At 69.7% G+C, this 21045-nt stretch carries 21 protein-coding genes and 1 pseudogene; 13 read left to right on the top strand and 9 right to left on the bottom strand.

What is annotated here, in order from left to right; genetic code table 11:
• Positions 1-24: 24 nt before the first annotated feature.
• The 3 genes from RHOOR87_RS0108890 to RHOOR87_RS0108880 are packed head-to-tail and all read right to left on the bottom strand — an operon-like array spanning position 25 to position 2401.
• Positions 25-327, bottom strand: a complete 303-nt coding sequence (locus RHOOR87_RS0108890; protein WP_015447245.1) for a DUF6587 family protein — start codon at positions 325-327, stop codon at positions 25-27.
• Positions 324-2159, bottom strand: coding sequence for a ferrous iron transporter B (locus tag RHOOR87_RS0108885; protein ID WP_015447244.1), 1836 nt, complete (start codon positions 2157-2159; stop codon positions 324-326). Before RHOOR87_RS0108885 ends, RHOOR87_RS0108890 begins: the two co-directional genes overlap by 4 nt.
• Positions 2156-2401, bottom strand: coding sequence for a FeoA family protein (locus RHOOR87_RS0108880; protein ID WP_007510622.1), 246 nt, complete (start codon positions 2399-2401; stop codon positions 2156-2158). Before RHOOR87_RS0108880 ends, RHOOR87_RS0108885 begins: the two co-directional genes overlap by 4 nt.
• Positions 2402-2521: 120 nt before the next feature.
• Between RHOOR87_RS0108880 and RHOOR87_RS0108875 the strand changes: the two genes are divergently transcribed.
• From RHOOR87_RS0108875 to RHOOR87_RS19125, 4 genes and pseudogenes are all read left to right on the top strand, one after another.
• The gene (locus RHOOR87_RS0108875) at positions 2522-3319 is read left to right on the top strand and encodes an enoyl-CoA hydratase-related protein (protein WP_027484819.1); all 798 of its coding nucleotides are present in this window, start codon (positions 2522-2524) and stop codon (positions 3317-3319) included.
• 93 nt (positions 3320-3412) lie between these two features.
• Complete coding sequence (locus RHOOR87_RS0108870) at positions 3413-5404, top strand: biotin carboxylase N-terminal domain-containing protein (protein ID WP_027484818.1); 1992 nt, start codon at positions 3413-3415, stop codon at positions 5402-5404.
• 137 nt (positions 5405-5541) lie between these two features.
• Positions 5542-6444, top strand: coding sequence for a hydroxymethylglutaryl-CoA lyase (locus RHOOR87_RS0108865; protein WP_007510614.1), 903 nt, complete (start codon positions 5542-5544; stop codon positions 6442-6444).
• Positions 6445-6485: 41 nt separating this feature from the next.
• Positions 6486-7819: pseudogene (locus RHOOR87_RS19125) on the top strand (amidohydrolase family protein).
• 30 nt (positions 7820-7849) lie between these two features.
• On the opposite strand, the gene RHOOR87_RS0108855 reads toward RHOOR87_RS19125, so the two are convergent.
• Together RHOOR87_RS0108855 and RHOOR87_RS0108850 are read right to left on the bottom strand one after the other, a co-directional pair.
• Positions 7850-8326 (bottom strand): NUDIX domain-containing protein, encoded by a 477-nt coding sequence (locus RHOOR87_RS0108855; protein WP_015447239.1) that lies wholly within the window; start codon positions 8324-8326, stop codon positions 7850-7852.
• Entirely contained in the window at positions 8323-8958 is a 636-nt protein-coding gene (locus RHOOR87_RS0108850; protein ID WP_015447238.1) for a glutathione S-transferase family protein, read from the bottom strand. The genes RHOOR87_RS0108855 and RHOOR87_RS0108850 overlap by 4 nt, the downstream gene beginning before the upstream one ends.
• A gap of 11 nt (positions 8959-8969) precedes the next feature.
• Here RHOOR87_RS0108850 and RHOOR87_RS0108845 point away from each other — a divergent pair, with 11 nt between their 5' ends.
• From RHOOR87_RS0108845 to RHOOR87_RS0108835, 3 genes are read left to right on the top strand one after another with little or no spacing between them, the layout of a single operon-like run.
• The gene (locus tag RHOOR87_RS0108845) at positions 8970-9503 is read left to right on the top strand and encodes a GNAT family N-acetyltransferase (RefSeq protein ID WP_255325543.1); all 534 of its coding nucleotides are present in this window, start codon (positions 8970-8972) and stop codon (positions 9501-9503) included.
• 9 nt (positions 9504-9512) lie between these two features.
• Positions 9513-10115, top strand: a complete 603-nt coding sequence (locus tag RHOOR87_RS0108840; protein ID WP_027484816.1) for a YdeI/OmpD-associated family protein — start codon at positions 9513-9515, stop codon at positions 10113-10115.
• 10 nt (positions 10116-10125) lie between these two features.
• Complete coding sequence (locus RHOOR87_RS0108835) at positions 10126-10689, top strand: GNAT family N-acetyltransferase (protein WP_027484815.1); 564 nt, start codon at positions 10126-10128, stop codon at positions 10687-10689.
• A 74-nt stretch (positions 10690-10763) separates the two neighbouring features.
• Here the strand turns inward: RHOOR87_RS0108835 and RHOOR87_RS0108830 are convergent, their stop codons facing one another.
• The gene (locus RHOOR87_RS0108830) at positions 10764-11216 is read right to left on the bottom strand and encodes an RcnB family protein (RefSeq protein WP_007510599.1); all 453 of its coding nucleotides are present in this window, start codon (positions 11214-11216) and stop codon (positions 10764-10766) included.
• A gap of 198 nt (positions 11217-11414) precedes the next feature.
• Between RHOOR87_RS0108830 and RHOOR87_RS0108825 the strand changes: the two genes are divergently transcribed.
• From RHOOR87_RS0108825 to kynU, 6 genes are all read left to right on the top strand, one after another.
• Positions 11415-12182, top strand: coding sequence for an SDR family NAD(P)-dependent oxidoreductase (locus tag RHOOR87_RS0108825; RefSeq protein ID WP_007510597.1), 768 nt, complete (start codon positions 11415-11417; stop codon positions 12180-12182).
• A gap of 127 nt (positions 12183-12309) precedes the next feature.
• Positions 12310-12873, top strand: a complete 564-nt coding sequence (gene yeiP / locus RHOOR87_RS0108820) for an elongation factor P-like protein YeiP (RefSeq protein WP_007510594.1) — start codon at positions 12310-12312, stop codon at positions 12871-12873.
• A gap of 83 nt (positions 12874-12956) precedes the next feature.
• The gene (locus RHOOR87_RS0108815; protein WP_027484814.1) at positions 12957-15053 is read left to right on the top strand and encodes an FUSC family protein; all 2097 of its coding nucleotides are present in this window, start codon (positions 12957-12959) and stop codon (positions 15051-15053) included.
• 63 nt (positions 15054-15116) lie between these two features.
• A complete protein-coding gene (locus tag RHOOR87_RS0108810) occupies positions 15117-16151 on the top strand; it encodes an amidohydrolase family protein (RefSeq protein ID WP_007510589.1) in 1035 nt (344 codons plus the stop codon).
• A complete protein-coding gene (locus RHOOR87_RS0108805) occupies positions 16148-16666 on the top strand; it encodes a hypothetical protein (protein WP_007510587.1) in 519 nt (172 codons plus the stop codon). The genes RHOOR87_RS0108810 and RHOOR87_RS0108805 overlap by 4 nt, the downstream gene beginning before the upstream one ends.
• A 61-nt stretch (positions 16667-16727) precedes the next feature.
• Complete coding sequence (gene kynU, locus RHOOR87_RS0108800; RefSeq protein WP_027484813.1) at positions 16728-18023, top strand: kynureninase; 1296 nt, start codon at positions 16728-16730, stop codon at positions 18021-18023.
• Positions 18024-18059: 36 nt separating this feature from the next.
• Here the strand turns inward: kynU and RHOOR87_RS0108795 are convergent, their stop codons facing one another.
• Genes RHOOR87_RS0108795 through RHOOR87_RS0108785 form a run of 3 tightly spaced genes read right to left on the bottom strand, consistent with a single transcriptional unit; the run spans position 18060 to position 20901 of the window.
• Entirely contained in the window at positions 18060-19250 is a 1191-nt protein-coding gene (locus tag RHOOR87_RS0108795) for an ABC transporter permease (protein WP_007510583.1), read from the bottom strand.
• Entirely contained in the window at positions 19250-20188 is a 939-nt protein-coding gene (locus tag RHOOR87_RS0108790; RefSeq protein WP_007510581.1) for an efflux RND transporter periplasmic adaptor subunit, read from the bottom strand. Before RHOOR87_RS0108790 ends, RHOOR87_RS0108795 begins: the two co-directional genes overlap by 1 nt.
• Positions 20188-20901, bottom strand: coding sequence for an ABC transporter ATP-binding protein (locus tag RHOOR87_RS0108785; RefSeq protein WP_015447228.1), 714 nt, complete (start codon positions 20899-20901; stop codon positions 20188-20190). Before RHOOR87_RS0108785 ends, RHOOR87_RS0108790 begins: the two co-directional genes overlap by 1 nt.
• Positions 20902-21045 lie beyond the last annotated feature (144 nt).

Raw genomic sequence — 21045 nt, 5'->3', positions numbered from 1 at the left:
AGGGAGGAGAGCCAAGGCGGAACCCTACCGCCGCGGGCGGAACTCCAGCGGCATCGGCTCGCCCGAGCGTGCCGCCGCCGGCGGCTTCGGGCCGCAGGCGCCGCAGGTACTGCAGCCGTCGCTGCAGTCACCGGTGGCCTCGATCGGCTGCAAGCGCCGGCCGAAGGCCCGCGCCAAGGCGCCGCGGCCGGGCTGGTTGAAGTGGATGGACGCGGCCGCCAGCCAGCGGTTGGTCGTTTTCCTGGCCAGCTTGCGCAGCACGATCCACACGCTGGCCAGTACCGCCAGGGCAATCACCACGTACTGCAGCAGCAGGCTCGTGCTCACGTCAGTGCCCTCGTCACCTGATAGACGATGAACGACGCGGTGTAGGCCATCACGAACATGTAGCCGAACGAGATCGCCACGTTGCGCCAGGAATCGGTCTCGCGTTTGATGATTGCCAAGGTGGACATGCATTGCGGCGCATAGGCGAACCACACCAGCAGCGACAGCGCGCTGGCCAGCGGTATCTGACCGGCCAGCGCCTGGCTCAACCCCTCCGCCTCGCCGCCCACCAGGTAGACGGTGGCCAGTGCGGCTACCGCCGTCTCGCGCGCGGCGAACGCCGGGATCAGCGCCAGGCTGATCTGCCAGTTGAAGCCGATCGGCGCAAAGATGTACTGCAGGCCGCGCCCGATGTAGCCCGCGAAGCTGTAGTCGATCGCCGGCAGGGTGGCGCCTTCCGGCGCGCCCGGGAAGGTGGAGAGGAACCACATCAACACGGTCAGGCCGAGGATCACCCCGGTCAGCCGCCTCAGGAAGATCATGCCGCGCTCGTACAGCCCGATCGCCACGTCGCGCGCCTTCGGCAGGCGGTACGAGGGCAGCTCCATCAGCAGTGCGTGCTCGCTCTTGTCGCGGCGGATGTGCTTCATCACCCAGCCCACCAGCATCGCGCCGAGGATGCCGGCCAGATACAGCGCGAACAGCACCACGCCCTGCAGGTTGAACACGCCGAACACGTAGTGGACCGGGATGAACGCGCCGATCAGCAGCGCGTACACCGGCAGCCGCGCCGAACAGGTCATCAGCGGCGCAATCAGGATAGTGGTGATGCGGTCGCGCGGATCCTGGATGCTGCGCGTACCCATGATGCCGGGGATCGCGCAGGCGAAGCTGGACAGGAGCGGGATGAACGAGCGGCCGGTCAGCCCCACCGACAGCATCAGCCGGTCAAGCAGGAACGCCGCACGCGGCAGGTAGCCGGATTCCTCCAGCGTGAGGATGAAGAAGAACAGCACCAGGATCACCGGCAGGAAGCCCAGCACGGTTCCGATACCGCCGAACAGGCCATCCACCACCAGGCTGCGCAGCGGCCCGGCCGGCATCAGCGCGGCGACGTGCTCGCCCATCCAGCCGAAGCCGCCACCGATCAGGTCGCTCATCGGCTTGCCGGCGGCATACACCGCCTGGAACACCAGGAACATCACCACCGCCAGGATCGCGAGGCCGAACACCGGGTGCAGGGTCCAGCGGTCCAGCGCGTCGTCCAGCTCGGCGGTGGCGCGCGGCATGCGCACGGTCGCCGTGAGCAGCTCGCGCACCTGCGCGTGCAGGTCGGCGCGGCTGGCGCCGTCGTCCGGCTGCACCGGCGCCGCCGGCGGCACCTCGCCGTCGACCCGCTCGATCAGCGCCCGCGCGCCGCCACGCTTCACCGCTACCGTCTCCACCACCGGCAAGTCCAGCCGGCGCGACAGCTCCGGCACGTCGATCGCGATGCCGCGCGAGCGTGCGGTGTCCATCATGTTCAGCGCCAGCACCACCGGCCGGCCCAGCCGCTTCACTTCCAGCACGAAGCGCAGGTGCAGGCGCAGGTTGGTGGCATCGGCCACGCACACGATCAGGTCCGGCGGCGCCTCGCCCGGGTAGTTGCCGGCGCAGACGTCGTGGGTGATCTGCTCGTCCGGGCTGCTGGCGTCGAAGCTGTAGGCACCCGGCAGGTCGAGGATCTGCAGCACGCGGCCGGACGGCGCGGTGAAACGGCCCTCCTTGCGCTCCACCGTGACGCCGGCATAGTTCGCCACCTTCTGGCGACCGCCGGTGAGCAGGTTGAACAGCGCGGTCTTGCCGCAGTTCGGGTTGCCGACCAGGGCGATGCGCAGAGTGGACGCGCTCATGCCGCCGCCTCGCTGCGCACGCTGACCCGGGCCGCCTCGGCGCGGCGCAGGGCGAAACGGGTGAAGCCGATCTGGACCAGCAGCGGGTCGCCGCCCATCGGCCCCACCGCCACCACGCGTACCGGCTCGCCGTCGACGAAGCCCAGGTCGCGCAGGCGCTGCGCGATCGGATCGGCCGCATGCGCGTCGTCCACGCGCTCGACCACGGCGGGGGCACCCTTGGGCAAATCGGACAGGCGCACAGGTTTGATTCTCAAATAAGAATAGTTCGCATTGTAGCCCCACACCCGCCCCGCTGCACCACGCCGATTGCCGCACCCCCGGTGCGTTTATCATCGCGTTATTTGCCGCAGGGACGACCGATGACCGATTCCATCCGCAGCGAACGCCGTGGCGCGACCGCGTGGCTCACCCTGAACCGCCCGCAGGTCCACAACGCCTTCGACGACGGCCTGATCGCCGCACTGACCGAAGCGCTGGCGGCCGCCGATGCCGATCCAGCGGTTCGCTGCGTCGTGCTCACCGGCAGCGGCAGCACGTTTTCCGCCGGCGCCGACCTGAACTGGATGCGCGGCATGGCCGCCGCCAGCGAGCAGGAAAACCGCGAGGACTCGTTGCGCCTGGCGCGACTGATGCGCAGCCTGCAGTTCCTGTCCAAGCCCACCATCGCGCGCGTCAACGGCGCGGCCTACGGCGGCGGCATGGGCCTGGTCGCCTGCTGCGACATCGCGATCGGCGTGGACACCGCCAAGTTCGCGCTGTCGGAAGTGAAACTGGGCCTGGTGCCGGCGGTGATCTCGCCGTACGTGGTCGCCGCGATCGGCCTGCGCCAGGCGCGCCGGCTGTTCGTCAGCGGCGAGGTGTTCGACGCTGCCGAAGCGCAGCACATCGGCCTGCTGCACGCGGTGGTGTCGGGCAGCGAGCTGGACGAGGCGATCGAGCGCCAGCTGCACTGGCTGGCCAAGGCCGGCCCGCTGGCCCAGCGCGAGGCGAAGCAGTTGGCGCTGCGCACCGGCGGCGCGGATCTGGCCCAGGCCGAGCGCATCGACGCCGCCAATGCCGAACTGATCGCCCGCCTGCGCGTCTCGCCCGAAGGCCAGCACGGCCTGGCGGCGTTCCTCGACAAGCGCGCACCGGGGTGGGTCGGCCAGGCCACATAAGCACGGCCATGCTGCGCCGCGCATCGGCTGCGACAGCGCAATCTGTTAGTTTCAGTAGCTTTGCATCGACACCAACGGTTACGGGAACCCCGCATGTTCGAACGCGTACTGATCGCCAACCGCGGCGAGATCGCCTGCCGCGTGATCCGCACCTGCCGCCGCCTCGGCATCCGCACCATCGCGGTGTACTCGGAAGCCGACCGCGACGCGCAGCACGTGCGGCTGGCCGACGAGGCGTGGCCGATCGGCGGCCCGCTGCCGGCCGAATCGTACCTGCGCGGCGACGCCATCCTGGACGTGGCGAGGCAAACCCGCGCGCAGGCGATCCACCCCGGCTATGGTTTCCTGTCCGAGAACACCCGCTTCGCCCGCGCCTGCGGCGAGGCCGGCATCGTCTTCATCGGCCCGAAGCCGGAAAGCATCGACGCGATGGGCTCCAAGGCCGCCGCCAAGGCGCTGATGGAGAAGCACGCGGTACCGCTGGTGCCCGGCTACCACGGCGCCAACCAGGATGCGGCCGCCCTTGCCGAACAGGCAGCCAGGACCGGCTTCCCGCTGATGATCAAGGCCGCGGCCGGCGGCGGCGGCAAGGGCATGCGCATCGTGCGCGGTGCGGCCGAATTCGCCGATGCGCTCGCCTCGGCACAGCGCGAGGCAGCCAGCTCGTTCGGCGACAGCCGGGTGATCCTGGAACGCTACGTGGAGCACCCACGCCACATCGAATTCCAGGTGTTCGGCGACACGCAGGGCCACGTCATCCACCTCAACGAGCGCGAATGCTCGGCCCAGCGCCGCTACCAGAAGGTGCTGGAGGAAACCCCCTCGCCGTTCCTCGACGCCGCGCGCCGCCAGGCGATGGGCGCCGCCGCGGTGGCCGCGGCAAAGGCGGTCGACTACGTCGGCGCCGGCACGGTGGAGTTCATCGTCGCGCAGAGCGGCGAATTCTTCTTCATGGAGATGAACACGCGCCTGCAGGTCGAGCACCCGGTCACCGAACTGACCCTGGGCCTGGACCTGGTCGAATGGCAGCTGCGCGTGGCCGCGGGCGAAGCGCTGCCGCTGACCCAGGACCAGGTACGCGCGCACGGGCATGCGATCGAGGTGCGCCTGTATGCGGAAGATCCAGACCAGAACTTCCTGCCCGGCTCCGGCAAGCTGCAGACGCTATGCCTGCCCGCGGCGTCGGCCCACGTGCGCCTCGACGGCGGCGTGATCGAGGGCGACACGGTGACGATCTTCTACGACCCGATGATCGCCAAGCTGATCGTGTTCGACCAAGACCGTCCGCAGGCCCTGCAGCGGCTGCGCGAAGCGCTGGCGGCGTGCGAGATCGTCGGCCCGAAATCGAACATCGGCTTCCTCGAACGACTGGCTCGGCATCCGGCGGTGGTCGAGGGACGCATCGACACCGGCTACCTCGACCGCCACCTCGACGAGTTCCTGGTCGGCGACGTGGCGCCGACCGACGGCGTGCTGTTCGCTGCCGCGACGGCGGTGCTGCTGCGCGACGAGTCGCGCGTGGCCAGCGCCGCAGCCGACCCGCATTCGCCGTGGGCCAGCGCCGATGCCTGGCGCATCGGCCATGCCGGCAAGCGCATCGTGGCGCTGAGCTGGCGCGAGCAGCGCTTCGAGATCGAGGCGCGTGGCCACGCCGGCGATTACCAGCTGCACCACGGCGAAACCGGCTGCAGCGTGCGCGGCGCGCGCCTGCTCGACGACCATCTCAGCGCCCGCTTCGACGGCGAATCGCGCCGCGTGCCGTTGCGCAGCGATGCCGCCCACGTACTGCTGCACGACGCCCACGGCCAGCGCTACCGCTTCGCCCGCGCCGCCGCGTTCGCATGGGCCACCAGCGACGCCGTCGGCAGCAACCAGGTGATCGCGCCGATGCCCGGCCGCATCGTGCTGGTGAAAGCGAGCGCCGGCGACGCGGTCGAACAGGGCCAGGAGCTGCTGGTGATGGAGGCGATGAAGATGGAACTGGCCTTGAAGGCGCCCCGCGCCGGCACCATCGAAAGCGTGAGCGCCGCGCAAGGCGAGTTCGTCGAGGCCGACGCCGTGCTGGTGCGTTTCGCTGGCGCCTGACTGCTCTTGCCGTCGTTCCAGCGAAAGCTGGAATCCAGTGAGTTCGCACGGCGACACCGGCACTGGATCACCGGCTTCGCCGCCGTTGAGCGCTTCCGGCTTCCGCCGGGAGGACGACCCTTCTTCGGAGTCACCCCATGAACGCCTCCAACCACGTCCGCATCGTCGAAGTCGGCGCCCGCGACGGCCTGCAGAACGAGAAGACCCTGCTGCCGGCTGCGGTGAAGATCGCGCTGATCGACCGGCTCTCGTCGACGGGCCTGCAGACCATCGAGGCCACCAGCTTCGTCAGTCCGGCATGGGTGCCGCAGCTGGCCGACGCGGCCGAGGTATACGCCGGCATCCGCAAGCTGCCGGGGGTGAGCTACCCGGTGCTGGTGCCGAACCTGCAGGGTTACCAGCGCGCGCGTGAAGTGGGGGCCACCCACATCGCCGTGTTCACCGCCGCGTCGGAAGCGTTCAACCGCCGGAACATCAACGCCTCGATCGACGAGTCGATCGAGCGCTTCATCCCGGTGATGGAACAGGCCCGGGCCGACGACGTGAAAGTACGCGGCTACGTCTCCACCGTGCTCGGCTGCCCGTACCAGGGCGAGGTGCCGGTCGTTGACGTGGTGCGCGTGGCGCGACGCATGCACGAGCTGGGCTGCCACCAGATCTCGCTGGGCGACACCATCGGCGTGGGTACCCCGACCAGGGCGCGCGCGATGCTGCGCGCGGTGGCGCAGGAGGTACCGATCGCCGCGCTGGCGGTGCACTTCCACGACACCTACGGCCAGGCGCTGGCGAACATCCTGGCCTGCCTGGAGGAAGGCGTGCGCGTGATCGACAGCGCGGTCTCCGGCACTGGCGGCTGCCCCTACGCGAAGGGCGCCACCGGCAACGTGGCCAGCGAGGACGTGGTCTACATGCTGCACGGCATGGGCATGCAGACCGGCATCGACCTCGACCTGCTGGTCGCCACCGGTGCCTGGCTCGCCGCGCAGCTGCACAAGGACACCGCCAGCCGGGTCACCCGCGCGCGCACTGCCGCGGGCTGAAAGCTCGCTATCATCGGCCCTTCGGCTGACCGGACGAAGCGATGCGCGCAAGCCTGACGACCTGGTGGCAAACGGCAGCGGTCCTGCTGCTCCTGCTGTGCTCCCTGCCTACGCTAGCGGCCACGCCGAAGGGCGACTGGCTGCTGTTGCCCGAACGCGTGTGGACTGCCGACGGCGACGCCGCGCACGTGGGCTGGGCGGTGCTGGTGCACGATGGCGCGATTGCCGCGGTCGGCCCTCGTGCGAGCATCCAGACACCGGCCGGCGCGCAACGCATCGAACTGCCCGGCGCCACGCTCACCCCTGGCTTGATGACCTCCACTCGCACCTGTTCCTGCACCCGTACAACGAGACGCTGTGGAACGACCAGGTGCTCACCGAGCCGCAGGACTACCGCACGCTGGAGGCCGCCGCCCACGCGAAGGCCACCCTGCTCGCCGGCTTCACCACCCTGCGCGATCTCGGCACCGAGGGTGCCGGCTACGCCGACGTGTCGGTGCAGCGGGCGATCGACGAAGGCCTGATCCCCGGCCCGCGGCTGTTCGTGGCCACCCGCGCGATCGTCGCCACCGCCAGCTACGGCCCCGGCCCGCGCGGCTTCCGCCCGGACCTCGACCTGCCCGGCGGCGCGCAGGAAGTCAGCGGCATCGACCAGGCGATGGCCGCGGTGCGCGAGCAGGCCGCGCGCGGCGCCGACTGGATCAAGCTCTACGGCGACTACCGCGTCGGCCCCGATGGCGCCACCGCGCCCACCTTCACGCCGGCGGAGCTGAAGGCGCTGGTCGACACCGCGCACCAGCTCGGCCGCCCGGTCGCCGTGCACGCAGCCAGCGACGCCGGCGTGTGCATGGCGGCCGAGGCCGGCGCGGACAGCATCGAGCACGGCTACGGCGCCAGTGCGGGGACGTTCAAGCTGCTCAGGCAGAAGGGCATCGCCTATGAGCCCACGCTAACCGCGGTCGCTTCCACCGAGCAGTACTTCCACCACTACGTGCCCGGCCGCGACCCGCCCACGCCGCGCATGCAGGAAGCCGCCCGCGCGTTCCGCACCGCGCTGAAGCTGGGCGTGACCATCGGCAACGGCAGCGACGTGGGCGTGTTCACGCACGGCGAGAACTGGCGCGAGCCGGCCGCGATGGTGGCCGCCGGCATGACGTCGGCGCAGGCGCTGCACGCGGCCACCGACGTGGCGGCGAAGATCCTGCGCCAGCAGGCCGCGTTCGGCCGCATCGCGCCCGGCCTGCGCGCCGACCTTGCCGCCTTCGCCGGCGACCCGAGCGCGCAGATCGACGCCCTGGAAAAGCCGGTGTTCGTGATGAAGGACGGCGGCGTCTACCTGCGCCCGGCCAGCGGGCGGGAAGATTCGCCGCGCTGACACGGCGGCAGCGCCTCGTCGCGGCGCCAGCTAGCGATGCGCGAGACGCAGGAACGGCGAGGGCTCGCGCTCCACGAACTCGCGGCGCACGTGCGCCAGCAGCTCGCGCTGGCTGCCGAACGGCAGCAGCGCGGCGGCCTCGCCCAGCGTGACCCAGCGGAACGCCGAGTGCTCGCCATTGAGGCGCACCTGCGCTCCCTCGGCCACGCGCGCCACGAAGGCGGGCACGATCTCGATGGCGTCGGTTGCAGCGAGATAGACCTGCTCGCAGAAGCTGGTGGCCCAGAAGCTTTCCGGCTCCAGCGCGGTTTCCTCGCGCAGTTCGCGCAACGCGGCCTGCCAGCCCGTCTCGCCCGCCTCGACATGACCGGCGAGGTAACTCCACGCGCCGTCGAGGTAGGCGCCGACCCGTCGCGCCACCAGCATCTGCGTGGCCGCGCCCGCGCCGCGCAACGCCACCACCGACACCATGGAGCTGCGCACCGGCAGGCGGCGTTCGGCGCTCATGCGGAGGCCAGCAGTTCGCGGCTGGCCGCCGCGCTGGGCCGCGCCGCCACCCGCGCGAACCACGGGCCAACCTTCGGCAAGGTGCGGTCGAACGGCTGGTTCACGCCGGCGCCGAAATCCAGCCACACGTAGAGCCAGATGTCCGCCGCCGTGAAGCGCTCGCCGCACAGCCACGGCCCGGCGCCGAACAGGCCATCGAGCCAGGCCAGGCGATCCTGCGCGATGCGCTTCAGGCCCGCCGCCGCCTCGGGCGCCACCGGGATGCGCGGGGTGAAGCGCGGCAGGCCCTCGGCGTAGTGGAAGGCGTTGTGGATGAACTCGGTGACGTTGAGCTCCACCCGCCGCCACCATTGGCGGGTCAGCGCGCGCTCTTCCGGCGTCGCGCCGATCAGCACCGGCGCGGGGTGCAGTTCCTCCAGAAATTCGGCGATCGCCACCGCCTCGGCCAGCACGCTGCCGTCGTCGAGGCGCAGCGCCGGCGTCTGCCCGGCGGGGTTCACCGCCAGCCAGGCCGGCTCGCGGTTCTCGCCACGCATCACATCCACCGTCACGGCCGGCAGGCGCAGGCCCTTCTCCAGCACGAACATGCGCAGGCAGCGCGGGGCGGGGCTGATCGCGTCGTAGATCAACATGGGTGACTCCGGTGCGAGAATACCCAACACTACACCGCAGACGCCGCGCCGTTGCCATGACCCACGACTACACCATTCGCCCCATCGAGCCGCGCGACGACGCCGCGGTCGCCGCAATCATCCGCGCGGTGATGCCCGAGTTCGGCGCCGACGGCCCCGGCTTCGCCATCCACGACCCGGAAGTCGACCACATGCATGCGGCCTACGCGCAACCGCGCTGCAGCTATTTCGTGGTCGAGCGCGACGGCATGGTGGTGGGCGCCGGCGGGGTGGCGCCGCTGCAAGGCGGCGAGCCGGACGTGTGCGAGCTGCGCAAGATGTACTTCCTGCCCACGGCGCGCGGCATCGGCGCGGGCACGGCGATGATGCAGCGCTGCCTCGACGCGGCGCGCGCGCATGGCTTCAGGCGCTGCTACCTGGAAACGCTGACCGGCATGGATGCGGCGCAGGCGCTGTACAAGCGCAGCGGTTTCACCGCCCTGTGCAGCGCGATGGGCGGCACCGGTCACCACGGCTGCGACCGCTACTTCATCCGCGAGCTGTGAGGTGAGGTGATGGCGAACCACGCTCCCCGCATCGACGCCTATATCGCGAAATCCGCCGGGTTCGCCCGCCCGATCCTGGAACACCTGCGCGCGCTGGTGCACGAGGCTTGCCCCGAGGTGGAGGAAAGCCTGAAGTGGAGCATGCCGTTCTTCAGCTACAAGGGCGCGCCGATGTGCATGATGGCCGCGTTCAAGCAGCACTGCGGCTTCGGTTTCTGGCTGTCGAAGGAAGTCACCGGCGGCAGCGACGAGGACGGCATGGGCCAGTTCGGCAAGCTCGCCTCGTTGAAGGACCTACCCTCGGACCGGCAACTCGCCGCCCACCTGAAGAAGGCGATGGCGCTGAACGAGGCCGGCGTGAAGAAGGCACGCCCGAAGGCCGCCGCGAAACCCGCACCGGCACTGCCGGACGATCTGGCCGCCCTGCTCGCGCAGAAGAAACACGCCGCCGCGCGCACGACCTGGGCAGGCTTCGGACCCGGCGCGCAACGCGAGTACATCGACTGGATCGCCGAGGCGAAAACCGAAGCGACCCACCAGAAGCGCCTCGCCACCACCCTGGAGTGGCTGGCCGAAGGCAAGCGGCGCCACTGGAAGTACGAGAAATGCTGAGAGCCTGTTCATGATCCGCACCGCCCGCGACGAAGACGCCGCCGCCATCCATGCGATCTACGCCCCTTCGGTCAGCGCCGGCGTGGCCACCTTCGAGACCGAGCTGCCCGGCGTGGAGACCATGCGCGAACGCCTCCGCGCACGCCTGCAACACTACCCGTGGCTGGTGTGGGAGGACGCCGGCGAAGTGCTGGCGTACGCCTATGCCGGGCGCTTCCGCGAGCGCGCCGCCTACGACTGGATCGCCGAGACCTCGATCTACGTGCGCCACGATGCGCAGCGCCGCGGCATCGCGCGCCGGCTGTACGGCGCGCTGCTGGAGGTGATGCGGCTGCAGGGCATTACCCAGGCGGTCGGCGTGATCACCCTGCCCGGCGCGGCCAGCGTGGCGATGCACGAGGCGATGGGTTTCGCCCCCGCCGGCGTCTGGCGCCAGTGCGGCTACAAGCTGGGGCAATGGTGGGACGTGGGCGTGTGGCAGAAGGAACTTCAGCCGGCCGCCGCTCCGCCGCAACCCGTGACGCCGTTCCAGGCACTCGCCGATACGCCGGCGCTGCACGCCCTGCTGGGCTGAACCGGCCGCAACGAAAACGGCGTGCCTGCGGGTCGCAGGCACGCCGTCGGTCCCGGTGAGGCGCTGGCTGGCGCCTAGTGGTTGAGCAGCAGGTCGACGATCACGCCGGTGGCGATCGCCACCAGCAGGTAGTCGCCACTGTCGCTGCGCACCCAGCGGTAGCCGCGTGGCGGTTCGCGCAGGTCGTACTGGCGCCAGTCGGTCACCACGTAGCGGGTGCTGCGGTATTCCTCCGGCAGGTAGCCGCCACGCTTGTACCAGCCCTCGTGGCGGCCGCGATCGTGCCAGTTCTTGTAATGGCCATAGGCGTGGCCGCGACCATGGCCGTTGCCTTGGTCGTCGTCTTCGTAGCGCACGTAGCGATCGCCGTCGTCGTTGTATCCGCGATCGCCATCATCCTGCTGTTCGTAGCGATCGCGATCGTGCCCATGGCCCCGGCCATGGCCGTTGCCCTGGGCCAGCGCGGAGCCGCTGGCCAGCATCAGCATGGCACCCAGAACGGCAGACAGACTCAGTAGCTTCTTCATGCGTTGCTCCCCATCCTCGATGGAAAAAGGCCTGCCCGGACGAACCCGGACTGCCCGGTGGTTCGGGTCCAAAGTGACCGCCGCCGCCCCAACGCGGCGTGAATCCCCTGCCATGGCAGATTTCGCGTTCAGCCTGCAGCAACCCGCGCCGGTCGGCTACCATGGCGGCCTTTCGACGTTGGCTACCAAGGATTCCCCATGCGGCTCGATCAGGTCAAGGCAATCATCACCGGCGGCGCCTCCGGTCTCGGCCACGCGGTGGCGCAGCATCTGGTGGCGAACGGCGGCAGGGTCGCGCTGTTCGACGTCAACGAGGACAAGGGCCAGGCCGCCGCGAAGGAACTGGGCGGCGCGGCGCGCTTCTTCCGCACCGACGTCACCTCCGAGGACGGCGTGGCCACCAATGTGGCCGCCGCCCACCACGCGATGGGCGGCCTCAACGTGGTGATGAACTGCGCCGGCATCCTCGGTGCCGGCCGCGTGCTGGGCAAGGAAGGCGCGATGCCGCTGGCCACGTTCTCCGGCACGGTGATGGTGAACCTGGTCGGCAGCTTCAACGTGGCCAAGGCCGGCGCGGCGCTGATGCAGCACAACGAAGCCGGCGAGGACGGCGAGCGCGGCGTGATCGTCAACACCGCCAGCGTGGCCGCCTACGAAGGCCAGATTGGCCAGGCCGCCTACTCCGCCTCCAAGGGCGGCGTGGTCGGCATGACCCTGCCGATGGCGCGCGAGCTGTCGCGCTTCGGCATTCGCGTGGCGACCATCGCGCCGGGCATCTTCTGGACCCCGATGGTGGACGGCATGCCCGAAGCCGTGCAGCAGTCGCTGTCCGCCTCGATCCCATTCCCCTCACGGCTGGGCAAGCCGGAGGAATTCGCGCAGACCGTGGCCTTCATCCTCGTCAATCGCTACATCAACGGCGAGACGATCCGGCTGGATGGCGCGGTGCGGCTGGCAGCCAAATAGCCGGGAACAGGGCATAGAGAATCGGGAATCGCAAAGGCAAAATCGCGCCCCGTCTCGACGCCCTCCGGCACGACGAACCGCTTTTACGATTCCCTATTTCCGACTCCCTATTCCCGGCCAAAACCCCATGAAAGCTTCCGACGTCAAGAAAGGCAACGTGGTCGAGCACGACGGCACCGTCTACCAGGTACGCGACATCGAGCGCAGCTCGCCGAGCGCGCGTGGCGGCAACGTCACCTTCCGCTTCACCCTGTATTCGATCCCCGGCGGACGCAAGTTCGACCTCAGCCTGCGCGCCGACGACGAGCTGCGCGAGATGGACCTGGTGCGCCGCGCCGCCAACTTCTCCTACATGGACGACGGCGCATTCGTGTTCATGGATGCCGAGGATTACACCCAGTACCCGCTGTCGCCGGAACTGGTTGGCGACAACGCCGGCTACATCGTCGAGGGCGTCGAGGGCTACTACGTGCAGCTGATCGACGACGTGCCGGTGGGCCTGCAGGTGCCCACCAGCGTGGTGCTGACCGTGGTCGACACCGCGCCGGAAATGAAGGGCTCCAGTGCCACCAAGCGCACCAAGCCGGCCAAGCTCGACACCGGCATCGAGATCCAGGTGCCCGAGTACATCAGCAACGACGAGAAGGTGTGGGTGAACACGCTCACCGGCGAGTTCGCCGGCAGGGCCTGAGAGCGGGAGTGCGTGAAGAGGAGTGAGAAACGAGTGCTTTTGTCATACTCGACCCTCACTCCTCTCCACCCATTTCCTGCCCCATGCGACCCAGCGGTTATTCGCTACGCGCCCATGCGATCGAGAGCCTGACCGATATCAAGCGGCCGGACGTGCCGCTGCGCGTGGTGCTGCGCAATACCGCGGCGGTGATCCTGCCGCTGGCCGTGGGCATGGCCACCGGCCATCCGCAGATCGGCCTGGGCGTGGCGGCCGGCGCGCTGGACACGATGTTCTCCGACCAGCCCGGGCCATACCGCCAGCGCATGCGGCAACTGCTGCTGGCGTCGCTGGCGGCCGGCCTCGCCGCACTGGTGGGCTTCCTGATCGGCGGCCAGCTGCTGCCGATCCTGCTCGCCACCGCCGCCTGCGGCTTCTTCGGCGGCATGCTGGTGGTGTTCGGCGCGGATACCGCGCGGGTCGGCATGACCAGCATGATCCTGCTGGTGATCACCGCCTCGACGCCGACGTCGCCGAGCCATGCGCTCGGCGGCGCTGCGCTGATCTTCGCCGGCGGCGTGCTGCTCACCGCGTTCTCGCTGGCGGCGTGGCCGCTGCAGCGCTACTGGCCCGAGCGCATCGAGCTGGCGCGGGTGTACGCCGGGCTGGCCGCACTGGCCCGCGAGCAGGCGCATGACGATGCCGAAGTGCCGGCGTTGACCGAGGCGATGACCAGCCTGCAGCGCACCTTGCTGGGTCGTCATCGCGCGCATGGCCGCGCGATGGAAGCCTTTGGCGTGCTGCTGGAGCTGGCCGAGCGGATCCGGCTGGAGCTCACCGCGATGGCCGAGCTGCACGCCAACCCGGCCATCCACGCGATGTTCCGCGACGACGCCGCGCGCGTGCTGGCGGCGATCGCCGAGGCACTGCAGCAGGGCGACCCGCCCGAGCGGGCCGACCGCGCGCTGCAGACCCTGCGCGCCAGCGAGCGCGCCCTGCTCGACGGCGGCGGCAACGCCGACGGCCTGACCGCGCACATCCATGCGCTGGCCGGCCAGTTGGCCGCCGCGGTGCGCAACGCCGACTGGGCCGGCAGCCGCGGCGAGCTGCGCGCCAGCGCAGCGGAAACCCGGCTGCCCAATTCGCTCCGCAGCAGCTCCACCTGGGCCACCCTGCGCGCCAACCTCACCCCGCGCTCGGTGGCGTTCCGCCACGCCGTGCGCATGGCGGTCTGCCTCAGCGCGGCGCTGTGGATCTCGCGCCTGCTGCAGCTGCCGCACGGCTACTGGCTGCCGATGACCGCGGCGATCGTGCTGCGCCCGGACTTCGCCGCCACCTTCAACTTCGGCCTGCTGCGCGTGCTCGGCACGGTGCTGGGGCTGGTGCTCACCACGGTGCTGCTGCACGTCACGCCGGACGAACCGTGGGCGCACCTGGCGCTGATGGCGCTGCTGTGCATGGCGTTTCGCTACCTGGCCGGCGCGCACTACGGCATTGCGGTGGCGGCACTGACCGGCACCGTGGTGATCCTGCTGTCGTTCGAGGGCGTCAACCCCGGCCTGGCGGTGTCCGACCGCGTGCTCAACACCGCGCTCGGCTGCGGCATGGCGCTGCTCGCCTACGTGGCCTGGCCGACCTGGGAACGCGGTCGCGCGCGCGCCGCGCTGGCGGTGATGCTGGACGCCTACGCCAGTTACCTGCGCGCCCTGGCGCAACCCGACCGGGGCGGCAACCGCAACGACACCCGCACCGCGGCGCGCACCGCCCGCACCAATGCGCAGGCCTCGATCGACCGCATGCGCACCGAGCCGGCCACGCCGCCGGAATTGCTGGCGCTGGCCCGCGCGCTGTTCGCCAACGGCAATCGCCTGGCGCGCACCGCGATGACCCTGGAAGCCACCCTCGGCGATCTCGCCGCGCTGCCGGCGGCGGACGCCATCGGCCGTTTCGTCGAGCGCAACGCCGACGCCGTGCAGGCCATCGCCACGGCGCTGCGCGAGCGGCAGCCGCCGGGCGCCCTGCCCAAGCTGCGCGCCATGCAGCGCGAGCTGGTCACCTCGATGCAGGGCGTCGGCGACCGCGCGGCGTTCGAGCTGCTGGCGCGGATCAGCGACCGGCTGGTCGACAACGTCGACACGCTGGCCCACGTGACGAAGCGCGGCCTGTCGGAGCTCGCCGCCGCGGAGCCACCGGTGGCGTAAGCCGCGCCGCAGCATGTGCGGGCGCAACGCGACGCCATCGTGCGGAGGTTTTACACTGCACGGATGCTCAAGATCGACACCCACGCGCACATCCTGCCCCGCGACTGGCCGAACCTGGCAGCCAGGTACGGCGACGACCGCTTCCCGGTGATGACGCATACCGACGGGCGCCACCGCATCTACAAGGACAGCCGCTTCTTCCGCGAAGTGTGGGATTCGGCGTTCGACCCGCAGACGCGCATCGACGACTACGCCCGCTTCGGCGTCGACGTGCAGGTGATCTCCACCGTGCCGGTGCTGTTCTCGTACTGGGCACCCGGCCACCAGGCGCTGGAGCTGCATCGCCACCTGAACGAGCACATGGCCGGCATCTGCCGCGACCACCCGCGCCACTACGCCGGCATCGGCACGGTGCCGCTGCAGGCGCCGCAGCTGGCCGTGCGCGAGCTGGAGCGCTGCATCGACGAACTGGGCCTGCAGGGCGTGCAGATCGGCTCGCACTGCGGCGACTGGAACCTGGATGCGCCGGAGCTGTTCCCGTTCTTCGAGGCCGCCGCCGATCTCGGCGCCGCGGTGCTGGTACACCCGTGGGACATGATGGGCATGGCCAGCATGCCGAAATACTGGATGCCGTGGCTGGTCGGCATGCCCGCCGAACAGTCGCGCGCCGCCTGCTGCCTGGTCTTCGGCGGCGTGCTGGAGCGGCTGCCGAAGCTGCGCGTGATGCTGGCCCACGGCGGCGGCAGCTTCCCGTACACCATCGGCCGCATCGAGCACGGCTTCCGCATGCGCCCGGACCTGGTCGCCACCGACAACCCGCGCAACCCGCGCGAGTACCTCAAGCGTTTCTACTTCGACTCCTGCGTGCACGACGACCAGGCGCTGCGCTATCTGCTGGATGTGACGGGCGCCCGCCAGGTGATGCTCGGCACCGACTATCCTTTCCCGCTGGGGGAGCAGGCACCCGGCAGCGGCATCGAGGCACTGGGCCTGGACGAGGCCGACCGCGCGAGGCTGTTCCACGGCACCGCGCTGGAATGGCTGGGCCTGCCCCGCCACCGCTTCGTCCCCGACCCCATCCCGAAGGAACCCGCATGAGCCTTCTGCGCAGCACCACCCTCGCGATCGCCTTCGCCACCGTCCTGCTGGCCGGTGGCGCGCGTGCCGCCGACGTCAGCATGGCCGACGGCAGCGTCCACTTCAGCACGCCGGACAACTGGCTCGACATCATGGAAACCCAGGGCGACCCAGAAGCCCGCGTGTTCCAGGTACCCGACCCCTCGCCCACCGGCAAGAACAGCCTCGCCCGCGTCACCGTCACGGTGAAGCAGGTGGCCGACGTCAACGGCTTCAACCAGTACCGCAGCGAAGCCACCGCGAAAGCCATGGCGCTGCCCGGCTACAAGGCCGCCGCGGTGCCGCCCGGCCCGAACAGCAACGTCTATACCGCGCAGGAAAACGCCACCGGCTTCAGCTACACCGAGCACTACTGGTTCAAGAACGGCCACGCGATCCAGCTGCGCTGCGTGCGTCCCAGCCAGACCCAGGCCGGCGCCGACTGGAAGGCCGCCTTCGACAAGGGCTGCGACGCGATCGCCGCGCAACTGAAGTGAGTCCGTGCCGATCCCGCCCCTGCTTCGCAGGGGAGGGATCAACACTCCGAAGAGATACCCGATGCCCGCAAGCTTCGAAGCCACCCTCGACTGGGCGAACGCCCAGGATGCCGCCGATCCGCTGCGCGCATTCCGCGACGAGTTCCTGATCCCGCCGCACGAAGGCCGCGACAGCCGGCTCTCTGACAGCACGTACTTCTGCGGCAACTCGCTGGGCCTGCAGCCGCGCGCGGTGCGCGAGGCGGTCGACGCGGAACTGGATTACTGGGGCGAGCTGGGCGTGGAAGGCCACTTCAAGGGCCGCCTGCCATGGATGGACTACCACGAGTTCGTGCGCGACGACCTCGCCGCCGTGGTCGGCGCGCTCCCCGTCGAAGTGGTGGCGATGAACACGCTGGGCGTGAACCTGCACCTGATGATGGTGAGCTTTTACCGCCCCACCGCCGCACGCCCGGCGATCCTGATCGAAGCCGGTGCCTTCCCCACCGACCGCTACGCGGTGGAATCGCAGATCCGCTTCCACGGCTTCGACCCGGCCGATGCGCTGATCGAACTGGAAGCGGATGAGCCGAACGGGATCACCTCGATGTCGGCGATCGAACGCGCGCTGGCCGAGCATGGCTCGCGCATCGCGCTGGTGCTGCTGCCCGGCGTGCAGTACCGCACCGGCCAGGCGTTCGACCTGAAGGCGATCACCGAGCTCGGCCACCGGCATGGCTGCACGGTCGGTTTCGACCTCGCCCACGCGGTCGGCAACCTGCCGCTGCAACTGCACGACAGCGGCGCCGATTTCGCCATCTGGTGCAGCTACAAGTATCTCAACAGCGGCCCCGGTGCCGTCGGCGGCGCGTTCGTGCACGAGCGTCACGCGCAAGCCATGCTGCCGCGCTTCGCCGGCTGGTGGGGCCACGACAAGACCACCCGCTTCCAGATGGGCCCGGAGTTCATGCCCACCCCCGGCGCGGATGGCTGGCAGTTGTCCAACCCGCCGATCCTGGCGCTGGCCCCGCTGCGCGTGTCGCTGGAAATCTTCCGCCGCGCCGGCATGGCTCGCCTGCGCGAAAAATCGCTGCAGCTCACCGGCTACCTGGAATGGCTGGTGCAGACCCAGTTGGCCGACGTGCTGCAGGTGGTGACCCCCACCGAACCCGCACGCCGCGGCGCCCAGCTGTCGATCCGCGTCATCGGCGGCCGCGAGCGCGGCCGCGCCTTGTTCGAATACCTGATGGCAAACGGCGTCATCGGCGACTGGCGCGAACCCGACGTCATCCGCATTTCGCCCGCGCCGCTGTACAACCGGTTTGCGGATTGTTTGGTGTTTGCGGAGACGGTGCGGGGGTGGAGCCGCAGCATCTGAATCGGCTGCGGCTCGGAACATGCCATCGCCACCAGCTTACCGCCCGGCGAACACGACCGCCGGCTGCAACTTCACCACCGGACGCACGCTGATCAAGGCCGCCGCCACGCTCACCAGGACGACACCCAGCAGGCCTGCCAGCGGGGTGAACCACAGCATGCGGAACGGGAACCCCAACCGGACGACGACCTCGCCGGCAATGCCGCACAATCCCAGGCCCATGCCGGTCCCCAGCAAGGCACACGCCGCGGCCTGCGCCAGCACCATCGCGATCAACGTTGCGGACGGCGTCCCCAGCGCCTTGAGCACGGCGTACTGGCTCTGGTGCTCGTAGGTGAACATGTAGAGCATGACGCCGGTGACGCCGAACCCCATGGTCATCGCCAGCGTCAGCATCGCCGCGATGTCGCCGACATCCTCGGAGTTGACCAGGAACCAGCGGACCGTATCGGACTTGAAGTCGGCCGTCGCGCGCGCGCGCAGGCCGGTGCGCTGCTCGATGCGCCTTGCCAGCTCCCGCGGCGAGACACCTGCCGCAGCCCGCACCATCACGAAGGTCAGCGTATGCGGTTCCACCGGCAGGATGCGCAGCGCGTTGGACAGCGTGGTGTAGAGCAGTGGCCGTGGCGGATAGCGCGGCAAGGCCGAGGATTGGCCCAGCACGCGCACCAGATGCTCGTTGACCAGCAGTTCGTCGCCGCCGCGCAGCTCGCGCGTCGGCGCATCCAGGTGCGCGCCGTCATGCGGCCACTGGTCCCGCGCCAGCGCCGGGGTCTCCAGCTTGCCGGTCGTACCGCCCGCGTCGACGATCACCGCATCGCGTGCGCGCAGCTCCTCCAGATTCCGCCCGGGCACCATCGGCGCGCCGGCCAGCGACGCATCGTCCACGCCGATCACCTGGAAGGTCTGGAACTGCCCGCTCGGGAAGCGCACGTCCGCGGTGCCAAGCGCCAGTGGCACCGCGCGGCTGACGCCCCGGACGCTGCGCACCCGGTCCAGCGCGGATGCCGGCATGTTGATGGTCTGCTCCACCGACTCGACCGCCGGGTCCATCACCCACACGTCGGTGGCGCCGTTTTCGGCGATCAGCGCGAAACCATCGGTCATGAAGCCGCAGAAATACGAGGCGGCGAAGGTGACCAGGAAGGAGGTGAACGCGATCCCGAACAGCAGCCCCACGAACTTCGCGCGATCCGCTGCCAGCATCTTCAGCGCGATGCGGAACATCAGCGCTGTCCGGCCGCCGGTTTTCCCGGCGCGGCCGGTACCTCGATGAAGGCATCCATCTGCTGTCCGAGGTACACCGGCAGTGTGCCGCGCTCGAAGCTATAGATCACCTGCAGCACGCGGACGTCCGTGCGCTCCGTACTCAGCCCCGTCAGCGAGGTCTTGGGGGTGACGTACGGCTCGATGTATTCGAAGCGCAGCGGAATGGACAGCTGGGGATTGCCGCGCACGAACGCGCGCGCCCGCGTATGCGGACGAACGCGCCAGGCATCGTTCTCGTCGATGTCCACGCGCAGATACATGCGCCTGTCGTCGCCGATCAGCACCAGTGGCTTGGCCACCTCGCCCGCCGGCGCGAACTCGCCTACCCGCACGTTGACCTGCAGGATGCGTCCGGCGATGGGGGCATGGACTACTGCGCGCCCGATGTCGACCTCGATCTGCCGCTCGGTCGCCGAAGCCGTCTCCACCGCCGAAGCGGCCGCCTCCATGTCGTCCTTCGCATTGGTCAGCGCCTCGACGCTGAGGGCGGCTTTGTCGATGTGCTGCAGGCGCGTAAGGTAATCCAGCCGGTGCGCGGGCTTCGCCAGCGCCGCCTGGGCCAGCCGGACATTGGCCTTGGCGACGCCGAGTCGCGCCTGCAGGTCACGGTCATCGATGCTGAAGAGCGGGGCACCCGCTTTCACCTCGTCGCCCGGCCTCACGTCGATCGTGCTCACCACGCCGGGAACCGCGGTGCCGATCGAGACATTGCCCAGGCCGGTTTCGGTGATGCCGGTGCCGACGACGTAGTCGTCAAAGGGCACCTTCTCGACTGCTGGCGCCGCGGTCGTCACCTCGGCCGAATCGCCGGAGCGGAAGACCACCGCCACGGCGATGACCACCCCTGCCAGCGCCAGGCCAGCCAGCAGGTATAACCGCTTCTCGAACGGCGTCATCACGATGGCGCCCCCTGCCGCCCAACCTCGACGATCCGCCCGTCCTCCATGCGTGCGATGCGGTCGGCGTAACTGAAGATCCGGTTGTCGTGCGTGACCACGATGAGCGTCCGACCGGACGCACGAGCCACGCCGCGCAGAATGTCCATCATCTCGTGTCCCGTCTTCGCATCGAGGTTGCTGGTCGGCTCGTCGCACACCACCAGCTTCGGATCGTGCACCAGGGCACGCCCGATGGCGACGCGCTGCTGCTGTCCGCCGCTGAGCTTGCGCGGCAGCGCGTCGGCCCGTGCTCCCAATCCGACCTCTTCGAGCACGGACCTGGCACGCTTCTCGGCTACCTCACGCGCTACGCCCGACACCAGCAGGGGTACCGACACGTTCTCCGCCGCGGTGAGCGCAGGCAGCAGGTTGAAGGCCTGGAAGACGAAACCGACGGCCCCGCCGCGAAAGCGCGTTCGCTCGCTCTCCGTCATGCGGCCGATATCGCGGCCCAGCACTTCGCAGGTGCCCTCATCCTGGTCGAGGATCGCCGTGATGATCGAGATCAGGGTGGTCTTGCCGCATCCCGACGGCCCCACCAACATCAGCAATTCCCCGATGCGCACATCGAGGTCAACGCCGCGCAACGCATCCACGCGCTCGTTGCCCGAACCATAGTGTTTGGTCAGGCCGCGGCAGCGCACGGCGGGTTCCTGGTCTGCACGTGTCATCGACGACTGCTGCCTTCAGGAGTATCAGGGTCGGATTGTAGCCCGCGCTCACGAATGCAAAGACATGGGCATTGCGCAAGAAATCGCGCACGCACCGGCGACACGATAGCGACTCGAGCCAGCACCGATGCCGGCACGGGGTAC

The sequence above is a fragment of the Rhodanobacter sp. OR87 genome, from assembly GCF_000473345.1.
Lineage (GTDB): Bacteria > Pseudomonadota > Gammaproteobacteria > Xanthomonadales > Rhodanobacteraceae > Rhodanobacter > Rhodanobacter denitrificans.
Note: the sequence above shows the minus strand (reverse complement) of the source record. Positions and strands in the feature narration are given on the sequence as shown.